The 21,802-nt window shown below is 72.8% G+C and carries 13 protein-coding genes; 7 read left to right on the forward strand and 6 right to left on the reverse strand.

Annotated features, from left to right (window positions below):
• Positions 1–8: 8 nt before the first annotated feature.
• From AB0I81_RS24855 to AB0I81_RS24865, 3 genes are all read right to left on the reverse strand, one after another.
• Complete coding sequence (locus AB0I81_RS24855) at positions 9–1,373, reverse strand: family 1 glycosylhydrolase (protein ID WP_360660576.1); 1,365 nt, start codon at positions 1,371–1,373, stop codon at positions 9–11.
• A 93-nt stretch (positions 1,374–1,466) separates the two neighbouring features.
• Positions 1,467–4,301 carry an AAA family ATPase gene (locus tag AB0I81_RS24860; RefSeq protein ID WP_360660578.1) on the reverse strand — a complete coding sequence of 945 codons (2,835 nt, stop codon included), beginning with the start codon at positions 4,299–4,301 and terminating at the stop codon, positions 1,467–1,469.
• Positions 4,302–4,387: 86 nt separating this feature from the next.
• A complete protein-coding gene (locus tag AB0I81_RS24865; protein WP_360660581.1) occupies positions 4,388–7,339 on the reverse strand; it encodes a LuxR family transcriptional regulator in 2,952 nt (983 codons plus the stop codon).
• A gap of 85 nt (positions 7,340–7,424) precedes the next feature.
• On the opposite strand from AB0I81_RS24865, the gene AB0I81_RS24870 reads away from it, so the two are divergent.
• Both AB0I81_RS24870 and AB0I81_RS24875 read left to right on the forward strand, forming a co-directional pair.
• A complete protein-coding gene (locus AB0I81_RS24870; RefSeq protein ID WP_360660584.1) occupies positions 7,425–10,244 on the forward strand; it encodes an AAA family ATPase in 2,820 nt (939 codons plus the stop codon).
• A gap of 202 nt (positions 10,245–10,446) precedes the next feature.
• Positions 10,447–11,817, forward strand: coding sequence for a hypothetical protein (locus tag AB0I81_RS24875; protein ID WP_360660586.1), 1,371 nt, complete (start codon positions 10,447–10,449; stop codon positions 11,815–11,817).
• A 78-nt stretch (positions 11,818–11,895) separates the two neighbouring features.
• On the opposite strand, the gene AB0I81_RS24880 is transcribed toward AB0I81_RS24875, so the two are convergent.
• Positions 11,896–15,474 carry a LamG-like jellyroll fold domain-containing protein gene (locus AB0I81_RS24880; RefSeq protein WP_360660589.1) on the reverse strand — a complete coding sequence of 1,193 codons (3,579 nt, stop codon included), beginning with the start codon at positions 15,472–15,474 and terminating at the stop codon, positions 11,896–11,898.
• 205 nt (positions 15,475–15,679) lie between these two features.
• Between AB0I81_RS24880 and AB0I81_RS24885 the strand changes: the two genes are divergently transcribed.
• From AB0I81_RS24885 to AB0I81_RS24895, 3 genes are read left to right on the forward strand one after another with little or no spacing between them, the layout of a single operon-like run.
• On the forward strand, positions 15,680–16,564 hold the full coding sequence (locus AB0I81_RS24885) for an ABC transporter ATP-binding protein (protein ID WP_360660591.1): 885 nt from the start codon (positions 15,680–15,682) through the stop codon (positions 16,562–16,564).
• 35 nt (positions 16,565–16,599) lie between these two features.
• On the forward strand, positions 16,600–17,319 hold the full coding sequence (locus AB0I81_RS24890) for an ABC transporter permease (RefSeq protein WP_360660594.1): 720 nt from the start codon (positions 16,600–16,602) through the stop codon (positions 17,317–17,319).
• Entirely contained in the window at positions 17,316–18,044 is a 729-nt protein-coding gene (locus tag AB0I81_RS24895) for a GPP34 family phosphoprotein (protein WP_360660597.1), read from the forward strand. Before AB0I81_RS24890 ends, AB0I81_RS24895 begins: the two co-directional genes overlap by 4 nt.
• A gap of 6 nt (positions 18,045–18,050) precedes the next feature.
• On the opposite strand, the gene AB0I81_RS24900 is transcribed toward AB0I81_RS24895, so the two are convergent.
• Complete coding sequence (locus AB0I81_RS24900; protein ID WP_360660600.1) at positions 18,051–19,055, reverse strand: LacI family DNA-binding transcriptional regulator; 1,005 nt, start codon at positions 19,053–19,055, stop codon at positions 18,051–18,053.
• Between the two features lie 187 nt (positions 19,056–19,242).
• Here AB0I81_RS24900 and AB0I81_RS24905 point away from each other — a divergent pair, with 187 nt between their 5' ends.
• Together AB0I81_RS24905 and AB0I81_RS24910 are read left to right on the forward strand one after the other, a co-directional pair.
• Positions 19,243–20,724, forward strand: a complete 1,482-nt coding sequence (locus tag AB0I81_RS24905; RefSeq protein ID WP_360660602.1) for a Gfo/Idh/MocA family oxidoreductase — start codon at positions 19,243–19,245, stop codon at positions 20,722–20,724.
• Between the two features lie 307 nt (positions 20,725–21,031).
• A complete protein-coding gene (locus tag AB0I81_RS24910; RefSeq protein ID WP_360660605.1) occupies positions 21,032–21,439 on the forward strand; it encodes a hypothetical protein in 408 nt (135 codons plus the stop codon).
• Positions 21,440–21,512: 73 nt separating this feature from the next.
• Here the strand turns inward: AB0I81_RS24910 and AB0I81_RS24915 are convergent, their stop codons facing one another.
• Positions 21,513–21,794 carry a hypothetical protein gene (locus tag AB0I81_RS24915; protein WP_360660607.1) on the reverse strand — a complete coding sequence of 94 codons (282 nt, stop codon included), beginning with the start codon at positions 21,792–21,794 and terminating at the stop codon, positions 21,513–21,515.
• Positions 21,795–21,802: the final 8 nt, after the last annotated feature.

The raw sequence follows: 21,802 nt of genomic DNA on the forward strand, positions 1-21,802 counted from the left end.
CTGGATGGTCAGGCGGCCGGAGCGGAGTCCAGGTCCTGGACATTGCCGTGCGCGACGATGAGATCGCGATACCAGTGCGCGCTCAGCCGGGGCACCCGCTGCTGGGTACGGTGATCGACGTAGACGACGCCCAGGCGCTTGCTGTACCCCTCGGCCCATTCGAAGTTGTCCATGAAGGACCACACGAAGTACCCGCGCAGATCGACGCCGTCGGAAAGGGTGTGCGCGGCGGCGGTGAAGGCGCCGCTGAGGTGGTGGACCCGCTCGGGGTCGTGGGTCTGGCCCGCCGGACTGACGCCGCCGTGGTAGCCGGCGCCGCTCTCGGTGACGTACAGGGGCAGGCGGGTGAAATTGGTGGCGATCCGGGTCAGCACCTGGTGCAGGCGGGCGGGCGCGCCCTCGGGGGCCGGCTGCCGGCCCGCCTCGAAGGGGGCCGCGGGGTCGTGGCGGGCGATCACCGGGTGGCCGTGGCTGATGCCGGCGAAGTCGGTGGGGGTGCTCATGATCTCCAGGTCGCCGGTACGCATGAGCGCCCACAGGCCCATGGGGTCCACGCAGTCGAGCGTGAGCGGGTCGTGGCGGCCGCGGTAGATCGGCGCGAGGAACATCCGGTTGAGCACGGCGTCCAGCCGTTCGGCGGCGGCGCGGTCGGCGGCCGAGTCGCCGGCGGCGGTGACGTCGGTGACGGTGTTGGTGATCCCGACCTTGGCGGCCGGGGCCGCCTCGCGGATGGCCATCGTGGCCAGGCCGTGGGCCAGGGCGAGGTGGTGCGCGGCGGCGACGGCGGCCGTCAGATCGGTCCGGCCGGGGGCGTGCGTGCCGTAGCCGTAGCCGAGGAAGGCCGATGACCACGGCTCGTTGAGCGTGATCCAGTGGGTGGCGAGGTCGCCGAGCGCCGCCACCGTACGCCCGGCGTACTCGGCGAAGCACCGGGCGGTCTCCCGCTCCGTCCAGCCGCCCCCGGCCTCCAGCGCGGCCGGCAGGTCCCAGTGGTACAGCGTGACGTACGGCTCGATGCCGCGGGCCCGCAGCCCGGCCAGCACCTTGCGGTAGAAGCTCACGGCATCCGCGTTCAGCTCGCCCCGGCCGTCCGGCTGCAGCCGTGGCCAGGACACCGACAGCCGGTAGACGCCGACCTTGAGCGAGGCGAGCAGGTCGAGGTCGGCCTCCCAGCGGTGGTAGTGGTCGCAGGCGATCTCGCCGGTGTTCCCGTCGCGGATCGTGCCGTGGATGCGGGAGAAGGCGTCCCAGCTGCACCCGCCTCGGCCGGTCGCGCCCTCGGTCGGGTAGGCCGCTGAGGACAGGCCCCAGGCGAACCCGTCGGGGAAGGCGCGTACATCAAAACGACTATGTGTTCTGAGCTTCGCGTCCATGACGGCGACCCTCCGGACTCATTTGTTAAGACTTATGCTAAGCCTTGGTTTAAGGGGGCGCAAGGGTTCGGCGACATGGGAAGGAGATCCGGTTCAGGTGATCAGCGGGCCGCGCAGCCGCCTCGCGAGCTGTCCCCGCGCGGTCACACCCAGTTTGCGGAACATTCCGGACAGGTACGAGCCGACCGTGCGGGCGGACAGATGCACCTGCGCGCCGATCTCCCGGTTCGACAACCCAGCGGCGGCGAGCTCCGCGATGCGCAACTCCCGTGGCGAGAGCACGTCCTCGGCCTGACACCGCACGGTGCCGTCCCGCTCGGGGTCGGCCCAGAGCGGCGCCCCGAGCAGGCGCAGCGTGTCCCGCGCCGCGTCCCGCGCGGTCCTGGACTCGGGCGTGCGGCCGTGCCGGCGCAGCCAGTCCGCGTACGCCAGCTCGGTGGCCGCCCGCACCAGCGGCCAGCGGGCCAGGTCCAGGCCGAGCGCCGCCCGGAACAACTCCTCTGCCTCTGCGTCAGGGGCCAGGACGGCCCGCGCGTACGGGAGCTGCACGTGCAGCAGCGCGGCCGACGCGATACAGGCCACGTCCTCCAGCTTCGCCAGTACGTCCCGCGCCTCCTCCAGGCGATCGGCGCCCACGGCGGCGGCCATGTACGGGATCACCGCGGCGAACGCCTGCCTGCCCAGGCCCGCGATCGGCTTGACGAACAGCGGCCGCAACTCCTCATGCGCCCGCTCGTGCCGCCGCGCGGCCAGCCAGCCGAGCCCCCTGGCCAGCCGGACACCCGCCACCAGGTCGAAGCGGCGCGTACCGTCGGCCCTGGCCGCCAGCTTGAGCGCCCGCTCGGTGTCGCCGCGCAGCCCGGCCGCCACCGCCTCGGCGGCCATGAGCGCGTCCGCCCAGCCCGGCTGCCGCGTACCGGCCAGCACCCGGTGCGCCTCCTCCGCCACCGGTATGGCCCGCTCCCAGTCGCCGAGCACGCACAGGTCGGACATCCGCAGGATGAGGACCTGGGCCAGCGGCCCCGCGCGGCCGTGGTCGCGCAGCGTCGGCTCGGCCCTGCCGAGCAGCGCCACGGCCTTGACCGGATCGCCGATCGCGTGCGCGGCGATGCCCAGCAGCCGCAGACCCTCCGCGTCGGGCAGGTCCGACACGGCCGCGGAGGCGGGCAGCCGTTCGGCCACCGCCTGGTTCCTGAGCACGGGCTCGGCCAGCGCCAGCGCGGCGATGTGCCGGGGGTCGGCCGTGCTCGCGGGGACCCCGGCGGCCAGCACGTCGGCCGTCGCGGCCACGACGGCCTGCGCGGCGGGGCCCGGCGCCGTCCGCTGGATGCGTAGCGCGGCCCCGAGCAGCAGGTCGAGCGCGACCCCCAGGTCGTCGGCGGCGGCGGAACGCTTCGCGATCGCGCACAGCCGTGTCACACGCGCCGGGTCGGGGGAGGTGTCCTCGTCGCAGACGTCGCGCAGCCACTCCAGCCTGGTGCGGTCGGAGAGCGTCAGGCCCGCCTGGTCCGCGGCGTTCAGCAGGTCGTGGACGATGTGCGGGCGGCCCAGACCGGACGCGTACTGGGCGGCGGTGAGGAATCTGCGGGCGCGTACGACGCGGTCGGCGGTGAGGCGGGCGGACAGTTCGAGCGCCCAGACGATGGGCGCAACGCCACGGCGGTTGGGGGTGCTCGGCCGCAGGTCGGCCAGCGCGTCGGCGAGGTCGCCCGCCGGGTTCGCCGCGGACTTGGCCTGGTGCCAGGTGCGCCGGTGCGGCTCCATGGGGAGCACCCGCGCCAGGGCGGCATGGGCGGCGCGGCGCCGGTCCTGGGGTTCGGCGGCCAGTACGGCGGCGCGGATCACGGGGTGCGTGAAGCGGAGGGTGGTGCCGATCAGTTGCACGAGGTCCCGCGCGGCGTCGAGGTCTCCCGTGACCTCGTGCCCGGCCAGCAGCGCGGCGGCCGCCAGGATCTCCGGCAGGTCACCCACATAGTCCACGGCCGTGACCAGCAGCGCGTCCCTGGTCGCCGGCGGGAGATCGCGCAGCCCGCCGGCGAACGCCTCCGCCAGCCGGGGCGTCACCGCCGGGGAGGTCCACGAGCCGGACGGGCCGCCGTCCCGCCAGGCGAGCGGAAGTTCGGTCAGCGCCAGCGGGTTGCCACGGGCCACCTGCAGGATGCGTTCGCGGGCGGTGACCGTGAGCGCGGGCGCGTGCCTGCCGAGCAGCACCCGCGCGGTGACGTCGTCCAACGGCCGCACGTCCAGCGTCAACGGCGACACGGCGCGCTCCGCATCGCCGGCCGAGGTATGACTCCCAGCGGCGGCGGCAGCCGGGCCTGCGGAGGCGTGACTCCCGGCGGTGGCGGCGGCGGTGGCGGTGCGGGCGGTGGCTGTGAGGTCTGTGGCGGTGGCCGTGCGGGTGGTGGCGACGAGCAGGATGGGATCGTGGCCCAGCCGCCGCGCGATGAAGCCGAGCGCCTCGCACGAGGGCCGATCGAGCAGGTGGGCGTCGTCCACCGCCACCAGCAGCGGCCGTTCCCAGGCGCAGGCCGTCAGCAGGTGCAGCGCCGCCTTGGCCACCGCCAGCGGTCGCGGCGCCCCTTCACCCGCTCCTTCAGCCGCCCCGGCCGCACCTTCGGCCGCTCCGTGCAACGCGGCCTGCAGCAACGCCCGCTGCGACTCCGGCAGCCGGCCGCCCGCGCCGAGCACGGGCTCCAGCAGCTCGCGGAGCCCCGCGTACGGTGGTGCGCCGTGCACCCCGGTGACCTGCAGGACCTCCGCTCCCGCCGCGCCGCCCCGCACGACGGCCGCACGGAGCAGCGCCGTCCTGCCGATGCCCGGCTCGCCCCGCAGGATGATCGCACCACCGGCTCCGGGCAACCGTCCGACCAGGTCATCCAGGATCGCCAGCTCGCCGTCGCGTCCGAGCAGCTGCGGGTTGCGCATGCGGCCCCCAACCATACGAGGTCTGCCGCGATCCTATGCACACCGGCCGAACCGCCATAGCGTCAAATGACTGACAGACCGTACGTTCATCGCGCGCGCGGATCGTCGTCCGGCCGCTCCAGGCAGGAGGCGAGTTGTGTCCGGGTGGTGATGCCGAGCTTGGGGAAGATCCGGTACAGGTGACTGCCGATCGTCCGGGGGGACAGGTGCAGGCGCTCGCCGATCTCCCTGTTCGACAGGCCGTCGGCGGCGAGCCGGGCGATCTGCAGTTCCTGTGGCGAGAGGGCGGCCGGCGACGGCTCAGCGGCTCGTTCGCCGGCCGAGCGCAGGTCGGCGCGGGCCTGGTCGGCCCATGTGCGCGCGCCGATGAGGTCGAAGGCGGTGCGGGCCGAGCGCAGCGGCATGCGTGCCTCGGCGCTGCGCCGCCGGCCGCGCAGCCAGCCGCCGTAGGCCAGCTCCAGCTTGGCGCGGACGAACGGCCAGCGGCTCAGGTCCTGGCGCAGCGCAGAGGCGTACAGGGTCTCCGCCTTGTCGTCGGGGGCCAGGACGGCGCGGGCGTACAGGAGCTGGGTGTGCAGCAGCGGCGCGGGAGTGACGAGCGCGGTCCGCTCCAGGCCGGCGAGCACCTTCCTGGCCTCGGTGATGTGCTGTTCCCGGCCGCTGCGCAGGGCGGCCTCGGCCAGGAACAGCACGCCGCCGAAGGACTCGCGCGGATGGTGGCCGGGGTCGGCGGGATCGTACGGCCTGCGCAACTCCCGGTACGCCTCCTCATGCGCCCCCGCCACCAGCAGCGCCACCCCCTTGGCCAGCAGCGCGCAGCACAGGAGCTGGTTGAGCCCCTCCCGCCGGGCGGCGGCCTCGGCCACGCCCGCCAGCTCCATGGCCGGTTCGCTGTCGCCGCGCAACGCCCGCAGCAGCGCGGTACGGGCCGTCGCGGCCGTCGCCCAGAGCGGCTGCCCGGTGTCCGCCGCCAGGCGGCGACCCTCCTCGGCTGTCGTACCCGCCCGCTCCCAGTCGCCCGTGCAGAGGTGGCCGCCGGCCTGCATGACCAGCACGTGCGTCAGCAGACCGAGCCGCCCCTCCTCGCGTAACCGCAGCTCGGAGCGGCTGAGGATGTCGGCGGCACGTGGCAGGTCGCCGATGGCGTGCGCGGCCTGACCGAGCAGGTGCAGGGCGACCGCGTTCAGCGCGCTGGCGGGCAGCGCCGCCGAAAGCAGGTCGTGGACGACGGCACCGAGCCGGACCGGCTCGGCGAGCGCCATCGCGGCGATGCGGCGGGGGTCGTCGCCGGGCAGCGACCCGGACTCGGCGACGCCTATTACCGCCTCGCGACCCCGCTGCCCCGCCTCGGCCCACCAGCAGCGCAGAGCGGCCCCATGCAGCAGGCCGAGCGCGAGATCCGGGTCACCGGCCCCAGGGTCGCCCGACCCGGAATCGCCGGACCCCGAGCCACCCGATCCGGAGCCGCCGGACCCCGAGCCACCCGATCCGGAGCCGCCGGAGCCGGAGCCGGAGCCGGAGTTGCCGGACCCGGAGCGACCGGACCCGGAGCGACCGGACCCGGAGCGACCGGACCCGGAGCGACCGGACCCGGGGTTGCCGGGGCCGGCTGAGCGGGCGGCGCCGGTGGCCAGTTCGACCACGCGTTCCGTGTCGCCGGGCGTGCCGTCGTTGAAGATCTCCTTCAGCCACTCCATCCGTACCCGGTCCTGTTCGGCCAGCTCGTATCGGGCCGCCTCGGTGATCAGCCGTTCCACCAGCTCGGCACGCCCCAGCGTGAAGGCGTGCCCGGCCGCGATCAGCAGCCGCCGCCCCCGGCGGGCGGGGTCGGTCGTGAGCTGAGCCGCACGCTCCAGCGCCCAGACGGCCGCCACCACGGCACCCTGCCGCAGCGAGACCACGTGCCCAGCCTCCAGCTCGTCGGCCACCTGGTCGTCAGGGCCGAGTATCGCCTGCGCGCGGTGCCAGGCCCGCCTGCGTGGATCGCCCGTCAGCGCCTGCGCCAGAGCGGCGTTCGCGGCGAGGCGGCGGGCCAGCGGCTCCAGCCCCAGGACGGCGGAGCGGACGAGCGGATGCTGGAAACGCAGTCGGCTGCCGTCCAGCCGTAGCAGCCTGGTCCGGGCAGCCGGGTCGAGCACCGCCGCGGTCATCGGCCTGCCGGCCAGCGCGGACGCGGCGGCCAGGATCTCCGGCAACTCGTCGCCGTAGTCGATGGCCGCGACGAGCACGGCGTCCCTGGTGGCGGGCGGCAGGACGGCGATCCGGTCGGCGAAGGCGCGCTCCAGCCGCGCCGTCATCGGCGGGCGCGGCGTGACGCCGCCGACCCCGGGGCCGCCGCGCGCCCGCCAGGCGTCGGCCAGCTCCAGCAGGGTGAGCGGGTTGCCCTGTGACTCCCGGACGATGCGGGCCTGCCCGGCCGCGCCCAGGTCGTCGGCGTAGGCGAGCAGCAGTTCCCCGGCCGCCGCCGCGTCCAGGCCGCGCAGGACGATCTCCGGCAGGCCGGTGGCCGCGAACGGGCTCGCGTGCCCGGTGCGTACCGTCGCGATGATCAGTACGGGGTCGTGGTCCACGCGGTGCGCGACGAACGCCAGCGCCTCCTGGCTCTCCTGGTCCAGACAGTGCAGGTCGTCCAGCGCCACGACGAGCGGGCGGTCCTCGGCCAGCCCCGCCAGCAGGTTCAGCACCCCCAGGGCCACCGCGAACGCGCCCGGCGGCGGCCCGTCACGCAGGCCCATGGCCGACAGCAGGGCCTGGTGTTGCGGTTCTGGCAGCGGCCTGGCCATCCTGATCACCGGCCACAGGAGCTGGTGCAGCCCGCCGAACGGCAGATCGGCCTCCGACTCCGTACCGGCCGCGTGCAGGACGCGGTGTCCCGCCGCGCCCGCCAGCTCCACCGCCGCGTCCAGCAGCGACGACTTGCCCGCGCCCGCGTCGCCGAGTATCAGCAGCGCGCCGCCCCGGCCGGGCAGGCCGCCGACCAGCTCGCCCAGCGTCTCCAGCTCATCGTCCCTGCCCACCAGGCCACTGTCGATCAGCATCGAGGCTCCTTCGGATTCGCCCCTGACGGTCATACCGTATGAGCGGAGCCCGGAGAACTTCCCGGCACGACTACGGCGGTGGAACGTGATCGTTGGCCGAGAACGCGAGTCCGCGTTGATCGAGGACTTTCTACGCCATTCCGGCCGGTCCTCGGTGCTGATCGTGCGGGGCGACGCGGGGCTGGGCAAGACCGTCCTCATCGAGGACGCGGTACGCCGCTCGCAGCCTGAGAGCGGCCCCGACGGTGGCCCCGATGGCTCCGATGGCTCCGATGGTGGCATGGTGCTCAGGGCGCACGGCTACCAGGGGGCGACCACGCTGCCCTTCGCGGCGCTGCACCAGTTGCTGCGGCCGGTGCTCGGCGGGCTGGACGCCCTTCCGGCTCGTGAACGTGCGGCGCTGCGGGCCGCGTTCGCCATGGACAGCGGGGGGAGACCGGTGGAGTGGGCGGAGGTGGCGCCCGCGACGCTGGCGTTGTTGTCCGGTCTCGACGGCGGGGTGCTGCTCGTGGTGGACGACGCCCAGTGGTGCGACCGCGCCTCGCTGGAGGTGGTCGGCTCCGTCGCCCGCAGCTCGAACCGGGCGGCCGCCCGGGGCGGGCGGCCGGTTACCGTGCTGGCCGGGGCGCGCGGGCCCGCGCCGGCGCCGCTGGCGGTGGGGGCCGCCGAGCTGCTCCTGCGGCCGTTGCCCGCCGAGGCGGCCGACCTGCTGCTCAGCCTGCAGCCGGGGCCGCCGCCCGAGCCGCTGGCCCGGCTGCTGCTGCGGGAGGCGGGCGGGAACCCGCTGGCGATCATCGAGCTGGCCAAGGCCACCGGGTCCTGGGCGGGGGTGGCGGTGCACGGGCCGGGGGAGACCCTCCCGCTCACCGAGCACCTGGAGAAGTTCTACGGCGCCCAGCTTGAGCAACTGCCCCCGGCGGCGCGCGACCTGGTGGTCACCATGTCCGCGGCGGGCGACGGCGAATGGCCCGCGATCCTGGCCGCGCTCAAGGCGGGCGGCTTGCAGGAGGAGGAGGGTCTGCCGGATGGGATGGGGGCCGCGACGTCCATTGCGGTGGATGCCGGGCTGGTCGCGCTTCCCGGCGACGGCGCGACAGGCCAGGTCTTCCGCTACCCGCTGATCCGCTCGGCCGTCTACCGGACGATCTCGTGCGAGGAACGCCGCCGTGCACACCTGAGACTGGCCCGCATACTGAAGAACGACCCCGACCGGCGAGCCCGGCATCTCGCCGCCGCCGCGGACGGCCCGGACGAGGAGGTCGCCGCCCTGCTGGAGGCCGCCGCGCACCGGGCGGAGGAGCGGGGCGCGCCGGCCGAGGCACGCACCGCCATGGAGCGGGCCGCCCACCTCACCCTCGACCCGCGTGCCCGCGCGCGCCGGCTGGTCAAGGCCGCCCGCGTGGCCCTGTACCTGGAGCAGGCCGGCAAGGTCGAGGAGCTGATCGCCACCGTGAAGGCGCTGACCGACGACCCGGGGGTGCTGGCGCTGCTGCCGTCGCTGGTCGGCTGGGTCATCTCCACCGGCGGGCGGCAGGACGCGGCCATGGCCCTGCTGATCCCCGCGGCCGAGGACGCCGCCGGGCACGCCCCGTCCGCCGCGCTGACCACGCTGGGCATGGCGGCCAGGGTGGTGTTCTACTCGGGCCGCCGCGCCCACCGCGAACAGATCAAACGCGTGCTCGGCCTGCTCACCGCCAAGGCCGGCCCCGACGACGGCCCGGCCATGTCCTGGGTGACGGCCTGCACCGACCTGCTGGCCGCCCGCGACGGTGTCCGCGCCGCACTCGAACGCGAGCTGGCCAGTCCAGGCCGGGACTTCGTGGACCGGCTGCTGCTGGGCATGATGGCCGCCTTCGGCGACTTCCCCGAGGCCGCCGTGGACCTGCTCGCGCCGCTGCTCGACCCCGAGCAGGAGATCGCGCCCGCGGGCGGCAACAGCGCGTTCCTGACCATGTACGGGTTCGCCTGCCTGGAGACGGGCCGGTGGAAGAAGGCCGAATCGGTGGCCGAGCGCGCCGTACGGATCTGCGCCGAGATCAAACCGGGCGTGTCCGCCGCCCAGGCGCAGTCCCTGCGGGCCATCCTCGCCGCACTGCGCGGCCACGCCGAGGAGGCCCGCGCGCTGGCCCACCAGACCCTGGCCGGCACCGACGCCCAGAACCGCCTGGTCACCGTGCGCTGCGAGCGCGCGCTCGGCCTCGCCGCCACCGCCGAGGGCAGCCACGAGGCCGCGTACAACCACTTCAGGCACCTGTTCACCAGCGGTGGCGAGCCCGTGCACGACCACCACTCCTACCACGCGCTGGCCGACCTGGCGGGCGCGGCGGCCCTCACGGGGCACGTGGAGGACGCCGCGCGCGTGATCGACGCGGCGGACGCCGACCTGGCCGGGCGCCGCAGCGAGCGGCTGGACCTGCTGATCGGCACGGCCCGCGGCCTGCTGGCGCACTCCGACGAGGACGCCTCCCGCCACTTCGAGGCCGCCCTCGCCGGCTGCCCGCCCGGCCAGTGGCCGTTCGAGCGGGCCCGCGCCCACCTGGAGTACGGCCAGCGGCTGCGCCGCCACTACCAGATCCAGCACGCGCGGGAGGAACTGGCCGCCGCGCTCGACATCTTCGAACGCCTCGGCGCGCAGCCGTGGACCGAGCGCGCCAGGATCGAGCTGCGCGCGGCGGGGGTGCGCTCCGACGGGCCCGCGCAGTCGCGCCTCGACCTGCTCACGGCGCAGGAGCTGCAGATCGTCCGGCTCGCAGGTCAGGGCCTGACGAACAAGGAGATCGGCGAGCGGCTGTTCCTGTCGCACCGGACGGTCAGCAGCCACCTGTACCGGATCTTTCCTAAGCTGGGCGTCTCCACCCGGGCCCAGTTGCACACCTTCATCGGTGACGGCGAAGCAGTCGATTGACCGAAGTGCGCCGCCCGGTCACGTTCCTAGTCTGCTGGCAGAGAGATCGCCCGCAGGAAGGGAAAGACCGATGCGTACGACGCAGATCCGCCGGCCACGCAAGCAGAGCCGCCGTCTGCCGCTCGACCTGCGCACCCCCGCCGGCCGGCCGCTGCCCTACTGAGGGCCGCCCGCACCTCGACCCAATCGCCCGGAGGAGTCCGTGGACTCGCGCGTTCAGAACGAAGCCCTGCACGCACTGATCAGACAAGCGGCCTGGAACGGCCAGGGCCTCGCGGAGGCCGTGAACGCCGTCGGCAGGGAGGCCAATTTTCCCCTCGCCTACACCCGGTCATCGGCCGGGCAGTGGCTGGCCGGCATGGTACCCCGGCGGCCCGTGCCGCACATCGTGGCCGAGGCGCTCTCCCGGCGGCTGGGCCGCCAGGTCACGACCGCCGAGGCGGGCTTCGGCGAGAGCGCCCAGGAGGACGGCGACGGCACGTCCGACCGGCTGATCGCCCTCGCGGTGGCGGGCAGCCCGGCCAATCTCGCGACCTCGCCGTACCGCGTCTACCGGCTGTCCGGGTTTCCGGGAGATGAGGAGCCGCGCGTTCCGGCGCCGGAGCCGTCCCCGAACATGTCGGCGCCGGCCGGGTCCGTACGGGTCGGGCGCAAGGACGTCGAGTCGGCCGAGGAGATGTTGCGGCTGTTCACCGGCGCGGACGCGGCGGGCGGCGCCGGCCACGTCAGGACCGCGCTCGGCCTCTACCTGGCCAACGCCATCGCCCCGTCGCTGGCGGCGGCCACACGGGAGATCCGCGCGGAGCTGATGAGCGTGGCCGCCCGGCTGGCGTACCTGTGCGGGGTGATGTGCCGCGACGACGAACTGCACGGCTTCGCCCAGCAGTACTACCTCATCGCCCTGCGGCTCGCCGCCCGGGCGGGCGAGAGCGGCGTCCGGGCCCGTGTGCTGACCTCGATGAGCGTGCAGGCGGTGGCGCTCGGCCACCACGACCGAGCGCTCGCCCTGGCCCGCGCCTCCGTGGCCACCGCCGCCGGCGAACTGCCGCCGGAGGAGTGCGCCCGGCTGCTCGGCCAGCGCGCGGTCGCGCACGCGGCGGCGGGGGACCGCCAGGGCGCGCTGGCCGACATGGCGGCGGCGCAGGCCGGGCTCAAGCGGGCCGGCGACCCCTCCCGCACGGCCGCGGCCGCCCTGGCCTACCGGCGCGGCGTGATGCTGGCGCTGCTCGGCGACACCCCGAAGGCCATCACACAACTGGAGATCTCGGTACGGCACAGCCCCGCCACCGAACGCCACTCCCGCGCCATCACCCTGTCCCACATCGCCGGCCTCCAACTGCGCCACGGCTACCTGAAGGAGGCCATCGCCACCTGGCACCGGTTCCTGGACGACTATCCGGCCATCAACTCGGGCCGCGCCCGCACCGCGCTCGCCCACCTGCAGTCCGGCGTGCGGCCCTACCATGGCGTCCCGTCGGCCAGGGCCCTGCTGACCAGGGCCGTCTCCCTGCAGCAGCGGCTGCCGCAACTGACCACCGGGCCCCGCGCCGCCTCCGCGATCGCGGGCCTGTGAAGTGCGCTCCGGGCCGTCGTTCTGACTCCAAGAGGGCCGCAGGGGCCACAGGGGCGCCCCTGCCGCCCTCTTGTCTCGTCAGTCCGGCACGGGCACGAGCGACGTGACCACCGTCGCGTCCCTGCCCTTGCCCGAGGAGTCCTTCGCCTGGGTACCGCCGTCCTCGTCGAAGCGGTACCAGGCCACGTCGCCGCCTCCCGGCGTGCCGGGGAGCGACCGGATCTCGGCCTGCGTCAACGCGCGTCCGTAGATCCGGAAGTCGTCCACGGTGGCCTTGAGCAGCGGGTCGCCGTACTGGGACCTGCCGATCCAGTTGTCGGTCGTCGCGCCCAGGGCGCTCGGGTCGAGGGTCAGGCCGTCATTCGTGGCGACGGGTTCGCCGTCCACGTAGAGGGTGCCGGTGGTGCCCGAGAGGGTGACCGCGACGTGGTGCCAGCCGGTCGGGAGCGGCGTGGGGGAGGTGATCTGCTGTTCGCCGGCGCCGCCCTTGGTGGTGATGGCGAAGCGCAGGCCGGGATCGCCGCCCACATCGGGGGCGAGGAACATGTACGCCGATTCGCCGGTGCCGAAGTCGAAGATCCTCGACCATTCCTGGTCCGTTGTGGTGGCCCGGTTCACCCAGGCGGCGATGGTGAAGTCGGTCAGCCCGCCGAGCACATTGTCGGGCAGGTCGATGTGTTCGTTGGGGTCTTCCGGGCCGTTCAGCCGCACGGCGTTGCCGTGCCCTTCCTGGCCGGCCGTTCTGGTGGCCGGCGCCGGGGAGAACACGCCGAAACGTTCGAAACGCGCCCATCCGAACGTGTCCTCGTCGTGGGAGTGGTGGATCAGGCCCGCGTCCATGGCCTCGTCCGCGCCGGTCAGCCGGGCGGTGCCGACGTCGATCCACTCTTCGTGGTCGTACTCGAAGACCCTGGCGCGAAGGGTGTTCCCGTCGCGGACGATCTCCAGGTCCGCCGGCACGGCGACGTCGGTGACCTGGGCGACGTTCGTGTCGAGATGGCCGTCCGCGTCGCTGTCGACGCTCAGCACGACGCCGTTGGAACCCGTCACGAGCAGCGCCGCGTAGCCGCCGGGACTGCCTGGCCTGGACAGGTCGTTACGGACGACGATGCCGGTCTTGGACCAGTCGTCGGTGACCTCGACCGAGGTGACGCTCGCCCGCAGGGTGTCTCCGGACTTCAGGACGTCGGGCCGGAAGATCGAGGCGTAGTCGTCGGCCCGGGTCCAGAGGTCCTTGCCCGCCTGACGGATTCCGTACCGGCCCTCGACCTCCGTGGCCTGGTAGCCGGTGTTTCCCGTGCTGCGCAGCGGCGGGGAAACCGGTCCTGCGAAGTCCAGGGTGGTGCGCCGTGCCTTCGACACGCCCTGCCAGGTGGCCGTGACGTCGATGTCGGCCACGACGCCGGCCTTGGCGGCGGTGACGTCCCAGACGCCCGGCTTCCTGGGCTTGAGGGTGATGTTCTCGGGCGCGGCGGCCGACAGGCTGTGCCTGCCCGCGGAGTCGCCGGAGAACGTCGCGGTGAGCACGCCGGTGGTGGGGCCGGTCTTGTCGAACGAGGTCCGCAGGCACGCGCCGGTGCCCGGGGCCGGCCGGTTCGGGTCGTTCCCGGCACGCAGGCGCGGCGGAATTCCGGACTCGTACGCGATGGCCTGCGCCTCCTTCGGCCAGTCGCACGTGAATGGCGACTTGACCAGGGTCGAGCCGATGTCGATGCCGCGTGAGGTGTTCCGCGAGCGGGGCGCGACCTTGTTCGTGTAGTTGCCGTGGCCCGTGAAGTCGCCGGTGGTCGGTCCGTTGAGATTGGCGTCCAGCCAGAGTTCGGTCCCCTGGCCGCCCATCATCATGACGTTGCCGACGAAGGTGAGGTGCCGGCTTCCCTCGTCCATGTGGAAGCCTTTCCCGTCGGGCGAGGTGAAGAAGTTGCGCTGGTAGACCCCTCCCGGATGGGCGGAGAGATTGTAGAAGCCGCCGCCGTCGATCCGGCCGGACACGACCTGCGCGACGTAGTTGCCGACGATCCGGTTGTTCTTCAAAGTCGTGGGCGTGGGGAATATCGGCTGGTAGTCGTAGAGCCCCCGGGCGAGATATTCGGTGCTGCCGCCGGCGTCGTTCGATCCCCAGCCGTAACCGAGTCCCATGCCGGAGTAGGGCTGGTCGGTGATCTCGTTGTGCTCGATGAGGGAGTTCTGGAAATACGTCATCAGCATGCCGTCACTGGCGTTGTAGAGGCGTGCCGTGCGGTGGATGACGTTGCGCCGTACGGTGATGCCGGAGATCGTCCGGCGTGCCACCTCCTCCTCGCCGACGGCGGGATCCCTGGTTCCGTCGGACGAGGTTCCGGGGTGGTGGGCCTCCTGCTGGACGCCGCCGACGGTGAGCCCGTTGGCGCCGATCTCGGTGAACGTCGAGTTCTCGATCGTCACCCGTTGCGCCGACAGGCCCACGCCGGAAAGGTGCGCGTTGGCGTCGTTCCCGACCCCCAGTCCGCCCGCGCCGAGCCCGTGGAAGGAAGCGCCGGTGAAACGGATGTCGGTGGCGGCGGAGACCTGGACGGCCGAGGGGACCTGGTTCCACTTCGGGCGGGTGGCCTCGAAATTGGCCGGATATCCCTGGGGTGGATACCAGGCGGGATCGACGGAGATGAAGGTGCCGGTCTGCTGGTCGGCGTACGCGCCGGAGGTGGTCGGTTCGTTCCAGGTGGTGCCGGTGAAATGAATTCCCTCGAAGGCGATGTGATGCGCCTGGGCGGTCGTCTCGCCGGTCCGGGTACCGCTGACGCTGAGGAGCGTTTCGAGCCGGGGGAGTTCGACGTTCAGGTCGGTGATCCGGACGCCGGCGGGCGGCTTGTAATAAAGGCGGCCGGCCTGTCCGTCGAGAAACCACTCGCCCGGTTCGTCGAGAAAGGCGAGGGCGTTCTCGGCGAAGAAACCGTGGTCCTCGAATGGGGAGGCCATGTGGTCCCAGCCATAAGTGTTGCTGCGCCATCCCGGCTGGCTCATCCGGAGCGTGGTCCCGTCGTCGCTGATTTTCTCCACGCGGTTGTAGCGGTCGGTGAAGGAGGCCGAACTGCGGATCTCGACGCCGGCGAGTTGCTCGGGCGTGAGCGACTTCAGGAAGTTCATGGCGGGTGTGAAGCGGAGCCCGTCGGTGAGGAAGCCGTCGTTCGCGGGCCTGGTGAACCGGGTGGCGGCTCGCGGGGCGAGCTTCCCATTGACCACGAGTGCCCTGGTGGCCGACCCCTTCTGCACGGCGGCCTGGTAAATTCCTGAGCCGCCCGGAGCGGCCTGCCAGCCGGTGACCGGGCTGGAACCGGCGATGACGGGCCTGGCGCCCCTGGCCGCGCGCCAGATCACGGAGTGGCCGTTGCCGCCGGAGTCCTCGCGGGTGAGCCGGAGCGGCTCCCGCAGGCGGTACCAGCCGTCGGCCAGCGTGACGATGAGGTCGTCGCTGAGGGAGTCGTTGCGTTCGCGTACGAGGTCGCGGGCGCCTTCGATCGAGACGGGATCCCTCTCGGTGCCCGCGGCGTCCGCGGCACCCGAAGGAGAGACGAAGATGGTCCGCGGAGCCGGTGCCGCGCCGGTCGCCGTGATCGTGGTGAGCGTAAGACTGGCCGTGACCGCCGCCGCGAATAACCGGCGGTGGCGCGTGTACCCCATTGCTGATCCCTCTCGGTCGATCATGCGTGCATGATCCACGATCATGCTTACGACCCCGTTTGTCATAGTCGTAGGGCGTCGAAATCTGGAGGCCCAGGTGCCACGCCAGTGACATGGCGTCACCACTTCGCCTGACGGTACGTCACGGTGGGATCATGACGCGGTCCCACTGGCAGCCCGGCGCGCCGGCCGGTGGAATCGAGGCATGTCCTCAACACCCGTCATCGACGTCGACCGCCTGAACGTCACCTACGGCGACTTCCACGCCGTGAAGGACCTGTCCTTCCAGGTGCGGCACGGAGAGTTCTACGCCCTGCTCGGCACCAACGGGGCGGGGAAGACGTCCACGCTGGAGACCGTCGAAGGCCACCGCGCGGCCACCTCGGGCACCGTGCGGGTCTTCGGGCAGAGCCCGCGCGACCGTCACGCCGTGCGGCCCAGGATGGGCATCATGCTGCAGGAGAGCGGATTCTCGCCCGACCTGACGGTACGGGAGTCCGTCAGGCTGATCGGGCGGCTCACCCGGCGTACCGACAGCGTCGAACGCGTGCTCGGTGTCGTGGACCTCACCCGCAAGGCCGGCACCAGGGTGGCCCAGCTCTCCGGCGGCGAGAAGCGGCGCCTGGACTTCGCCACCGCCGTCTACGGCACACCCGAGCTGATCTTCCTGGACGAGCCCACCACCGGCCTGGACATCCAGTCCAGGGACGACCTGTGGGACGCCGTGGACCGGCTGCGCGAGGACGGCTCGACCGTCGTGCTCACCACGCACTACCTCGAAGAGGCGCAGCAGCGCGCCGACCGCATCGGGCTGATGCACCAGGGCACCTTCCACCGCGAGGGGACCGTCTCGGAACTGACGCGGACCCTGCCCGCCGCGATCCGCTTCGTCCTGCCGGACGGCGCGCCCGAGCTCCCGCTGCAGGCCACCAGGGCGGCCGACGGCAAGCACCTCATCGAGACCTTCGGCCTGCAGAAGGACCTGTACATCCTGCTCCGCTGGGCGCAGGACCACGCGGTGGAGCTGCAGGAGCTCCAGGCCGGGCCGACCCGCCTCGACGACGTCTTCCGCGCCCTCGGCAACGACTAGAACCCCTACCAGAGAACGAGAAAAGGACCTTCGCCATGCTCTCGATCGCTCTCAGCGAGCTGGTCCAGATCTTCAGAAACCGGCTGGTCCTGGTCACCAGCCTCATCATGCCCGTGGCGGTCAGCGCGTTCTTCATCAACCAGCACGAGGTCTTCTCGGCCCTCGGCAGTCTCGGATACATCGCGGCCGTGGTGATGTTCACCGTCGGGGCGTTCGGGCTCTACACCAGCACGGTGACCACGCTGGCCGCGCGCAGGCAGAACCTGTTCCTCAAACGCCTGCGGTCCACCGCGGTGGGCGACGGCGACATCCTGTCCGGGCTGCTGCTCCCGGCCACCGTCATCTCGCTCGTCCAGGTGACCGTGATCATGAGCGTGCTGGGCGTGGTCGCGGGCGGACCGGACAACGTGCTCCTCCTGGTGGTGGCCGTCATCGCGACGCTGGTCATGATGCTGGGCCTGGCCCTGGCCACCGCCGGGCTGACGAACTCCCCCGAGCACGCCCAGGTGACCACGCTGCCCGTCAGCCTCGGCGTCATCGCCGTGGCGAGCTGGGTGGGCATCACCGGGACCGAGGACCTCACGCTGCTCAAGCGGCTGCTGCCCGGCGGCGCGGCCACCGAACTGGTGGTCAACGCCTGGAACGGCGGCGTGTCCGTCGCCAACTCCCTGATCCTGCTGGCGCCCACCCTGGCCTGGGTCGTCGTCGCCGTCACGCTGGCCTCCCGGATCTTCCGCTGGGAGCCGCGCCGATGACCGCACAGGACCGCACCGAGAGAAGGCAGGGCAAGGACGTGCGGAGCGACATGCTGATCGTCGAGGATCTGATGCTGCTGATGCTCGACGACGAGACGGGGACCCCCTCCGGGGCCGGCACCCTGCACTACGCGCTCGGCGGGGCCGTGCTGGTCGAACTCGCGCTGCTCGGCAGGGTCGAGACCGACGGCGGCGGCCCGTGGCTGAACGGCCCCAAGGTGCGCCCGGCCGGCGACGGCCCCCTGCCCGACCCGCTGCTCCAGTCCGCCTACGACAAGGTCGCCGAGCGGACCCAGCGGGTGCAGCCGCTTCTGCTGGACATCGGCGCCGGCCTGTGGAAGCTGATGATCGACCGGCTGGTCGAGCGTGGCCTCATCCGCCGCGAGAGCAGGCGGGTGCTGGGCCTGTTCCGCACGACCAGGCTGCCGTCCGACGACCCGCGGCACGAGGCGGAACTGCGGCGGAAAATCCGTGCCGTGCTGGAGGACGGTGAGACCCCCGACCCTCGTACGGCGGCGGTGATCGCGCTGCTCTCCTCCAGCGGCACCCTCCCGGCCCTGCGGCCCCCGCTGCCGTGGTCGGGCCTGGTCCGGGAACGGGCGAAGAGGCTGGAGCAGGGCAACTGGGGAGCCGAGGCCGTGAACGCCGCGGTGGTGCGGACCGCCGCCGGGATCGCCGCGTCGAGCGCCGCGGTCAGCGTCACCGTGATCACGACGACCACCTGACGACCATCACTCGGGGGCCGGCCCGGTCGACTCACGCCAGATGACGTGCGTGATCGGCCCGTCGTCCGCGGGCTCGGGCTCGTCACGAAGCGCGGCCAGCAGGTGTCGCAGTACACGGCGTCCCAGCTTCTCGTGCTCGACGGCGACGGTGGTGAGCGACGGCGGGTAGATCGCGGCCAGCGCGTTGTTGTCCCAGCCCGTGACGCTCAGGTCGGCCGGCACCCGCAGGCCGCGTTCCCAGGCGCCCCGGATGGCGCCGGCGGCCAGGAGGTCGTTGGCGCCGATGATCGCGGTGACGCCGCTGTCCTCGGGAAGGGCGAGCACCGCGTCCCGCGCGGCCTCGGGCGACCAGCCGCTGTCGGCGACGCCGTGTGACTCCAGCCCCAGCCGGTCCAGGGTGTCGAGGTAGACCTGCCGGCGCCGGCGCGCGGAGGTGTGCTCGTAGCCGCCCGCCACGTGCAGGAAGCGCCGGTGCCCGTACGCGGCCAGGCGTTCGATGATCTCGGCCATGCGGGAGGCGTCGGCGAGTTCGCCGATGCCGCGCATGTGATCGTCGTAGCCGGGGGAGACGACGATCGGCACACCGCCGGGGCGCCGGTCGGGCAGCGCTATGGGGGTCAGCGACAGGATGCCTTCGAACAGGCCGGAGTCGGCGAGTTCGAGCACGCGCTCCGGCCAGCCCCCGGCGGGCGCGCCCAGGGTGACGACCTCGACGATGTAGCCCGCCTCGTACGCGGCCGTGGTGGCGCCGGTGAGCAGTTCCAGGGAGCTGATGGCGTTCCCGGCGGGCAGCAGGATCGCCAGCCGGCCGGTGCGGCGGTTGCGCATGGCGCGGGCGACGAGGTTGGGGCGGTAGTCGAGCTGCTCGATCGCCGCCCTGATGCGCTCCCTGGTCGGCTCCTTCATGCCGTGGTCGAGCTTCAGATAGCGCGACACGGTCTGGTGGGAGACCCCGGCGAGCTGGGCGACCTCCCGGATGGTCGGGCGCTTCTTCGACCCTGCACTGCTCACCTGATGCTCCTCGGTGCGTGATGGTCCGACGCTTGACTGCCAAGTGACCGTTCACTAACTTACCGAAGTGACCGTTCACTCTGTGGCCGCGGCACCGCCCCGATCTCACCGACCGGCCGTCCGGGCAGTGACCGACGACGGCGCCCGGCATCACGGACGGCGTTTCACCTTGAGACAAGGATCTTCTGTGAACGACCACAGCCCCGTTGACCAGAACCCCACCGCGCCCGCCCCCGCGTCCAGCACCAGCACCAAGGCGGGAGCGGGCGTGGTGCCCCAGTTCCAGGCTCCGCCGCCGTCGCGCCGTCGCCGCCGCTACGCCGTGGCCGGCACCGGGCACCGGGCGGGCATGTACGTGGCGGCTTTGACGGGCGAGCACGCCGATGTGGGCGAGATCGTCGCGTGGCTGGACCCGAACCCGGGCCGCATCGACTACTACGACGCCCAGGTCGGTGACGCGCTGGGCCTCGGGGGCCCCGCCGGGTTGCCGCGCCATGTCCCGGACGACCTGGAGAAGATGGTCGCCGAGCACCGCGTGGACACGGTGATCGTCACCAGCGTGGACCGTACCCACGCCGACCTGGTCGATCGCGCGCTGCGCGCGGGCGCGGGCGTGGTGGTGGAGAAGCCGCTCACGATCGACGTGGACGGCTGCCGGCGCATCACCGGGGCGGTCGCCGACACCGGCGGCGACGTCGTCATGACGTTCAACTACCGTTACGCGCCGCGCAACTCCACCCTGCGCCAGGTCATCGCCTCCGGCGCGATCGGCGAGGTGACCGGCGTGCACTTCGAGTGGGCGCTGGACACCGTGCACGGCGCGGACTACTTCCGGCGCTGGCACCGCGACAAGACCAACTCCGGCGGCCTGCTGGTGCACAAGTCCAGCCACCACTTCGACCTGGTCAACTGGTGGCTCGCCGACGACCCCGTCAAGGTCTACGCCTCCGGCGCGCTGCGCTTCTATGGCGACGAGAACGCCGCCGCCCGGGGCATGGGGGAGCGGCCCGAGCGCGGCACGGGCGTCCAGGGCGACCCGTACGCCCTGGACCTGCGTGCCGATCCCCGTTTGGAGGCCCTCTATCTACAGGCGGAACACCACGACGGCTACCGGCGCGACCAGGACCCGTTCGCGCCCGGAGTCACCATCGAGGACAACCTGGCCGTGCTCGTCGACTATCGCCGGGGCGCCACTCTGACGTACTCGCTCAACGCGCACAGCCCGTGGGAGGGCTACCGCGTCACGGTCAACGGCACCGCCGGCCGCGCCGAACTCCAGGTCGTCGAGCGCGGCTCCATCGAGCTCGGCCAGGACGGCGACGTCGCGGTAGACCCCTCGGCCACTCCCGAGGGCGCCACCCGGGACCTGCTCCGGCCCGCCCGCGACCAGCTCATCGTCCAGCGGCACTGGCGCAGGGCCGAGGAGGTGCCCATCCCCGACGGCATCGGCGGGCACGGCGGCGGCGACGCCATCCTGCTCAAGGAGGTCTTCCGCCGTGACCTGCGGATCGGCGACGACCCCCTCGGCCGCGCCGCCGGCCACCTGGACGGGCTGCGCGCGGTCGCGGTCGGCATCGCGGCCAACCGGTCCCTGGAGACCGGCTCGCCGGTCCTCGTCGAGGAGTTGGCCCTGGGCGCCGACCTCGCGGTCGTCCGGCCGCCGAAGTAGCCGCCGGCCCCTCCGCCCGGCCCCTCCGCCCGGCCTCCCGGGCTGGGCGGAGGGTTCACGACATCAGCTGTGGCGGGGCTCCCAGCGGAAGTACTTGCGGGCGACCAGGGTGCCGACGATGATCCAGGCCGCGATGAGCAGGAGCCGGGGTGCGGCTGGATCAAGTGAAGGAAGCGGCGACGACCGGGCGAGCGCCGCTCGGAAATCCCGCCAGAAATATCCCGGCGGGATGTCGAGAACCCGCGCGCGGCCGCGTCCCCGCAGTGAACACGGCCACGATGGGCCGTATCGCACCAAGGAGAACGTGATGGCCAAGTACCTGTTGCTCAAGCACTATCGGGGCGCGCCGGCGGCGGTCAACGACGTGCCGATGGAGCAGTGGACGCCCGAGGAGGTCTCGGCGCACGTGCAGTACATGCGGGACTTCGCCGATCGGCTTGAGGGCACCGGCGAGTACGTGGACGGTCAGGCGCTGGCCCCGGAGGGCACGTTCGTCCGTTACGACGGCGAGGGGCGTCCGCCGGTCACGGACGGGTCGTTCCTGGCGGGCAAGGATCTGATCGCCGGGTGGATGGTGATCGACGTCGGGACCTACGAGCGGGCGCTCGAACTGGCCGGCGAGTTGTCCGCGGCGCCGGGCGCGGGCGGCAAGCCGATCCACGAGTGGCTGGAGGTGCGCCCGTTCCTGTACGCGCCGCCGACCATCACGGAGTGACGCCCCCAGGGGCGCATGAAGAGGCCCGGCCTCTTCATGCGCCCGCCTGAGGGCGCTGGTTGGCACTGATCGTCTACGGGCACGTGATCGTGTACGTCGCCTCATAGAGCCCGACCCCGCTGTCGAAGTGCACGTCCGTGTCCACGACGTGGCACGAGAGGTAGCCCGCGGCACGGGCCTGGCCGAAGGCGTCGGCCCTGGCCATCCTCAGCGCGTGGGGCGGGAACTCGCCGGCCCCGGACCCGACGAACGTCTCGCTCGCCAGGAGCGAGGCGGACGCCGCGCTCGGGAGAGCGACGCCGCCCAGTGCCGCGAGCGCGATGGACAGCCCGATGACAGCTCTTTTCAGGAACATGTTCGTCC

Origin of the sequence: Nonomuraea sp. NPDC050404 (genome assembly GCF_040655495.1) — a bacterium.
Taxonomy (GTDB): domain Bacteria; phylum Actinomycetota; class Actinomycetes; order Streptosporangiales; family Streptosporangiaceae; genus Nonomuraea.